Source organism: Bacillus sp. SIMBA_074 (assembly GCF_046534555.1).
In the GTDB taxonomy this organism is placed as follows: Bacteria; Bacillota; Bacilli; order Bacillales; family Bacillaceae_G; genus Bacillus_A; species Bacillus_A mycoides.
The window spans coordinates 1-230 of sequence record NZ_JAWRYM010001353.1; the positions used below are offsets into that span (position 1 = coordinate 1).

The 230-nt window shown below is 53.9% G+C and carries 1 protein-coding gene; it reads right to left on the minus strand.

The window, feature by feature from the left end; genetic code table 11:
* A partial coding sequence (locus SB773_RS35115; RefSeq protein WP_410595224.1) for a hypothetical protein occupies positions 1–230 on the minus strand: 230 nt, incomplete at both ends.

Sequence of the window (230 nt, forward strand, 5' to 3'; positions counted from 1 at the left end):
TGGCATTGAGGGAGAGGAGTGCCTTCAGCGCGTGCGGGCTGTTTGAGCCGATAACGGCATAGACATTTGGCACACTTCCGATGGATTTCTTGATCTGACTAAAAATCTCGGCAGCTGGACCACTGGCGTCCCTGTAGGACGGACTGCTAAGTCTGGGCATGACGATCTCCGAGAATGAGTTGAAAGTGACGTAACGGCCAAACGAGCTGCCAGTCACGGGATGGAGAAAG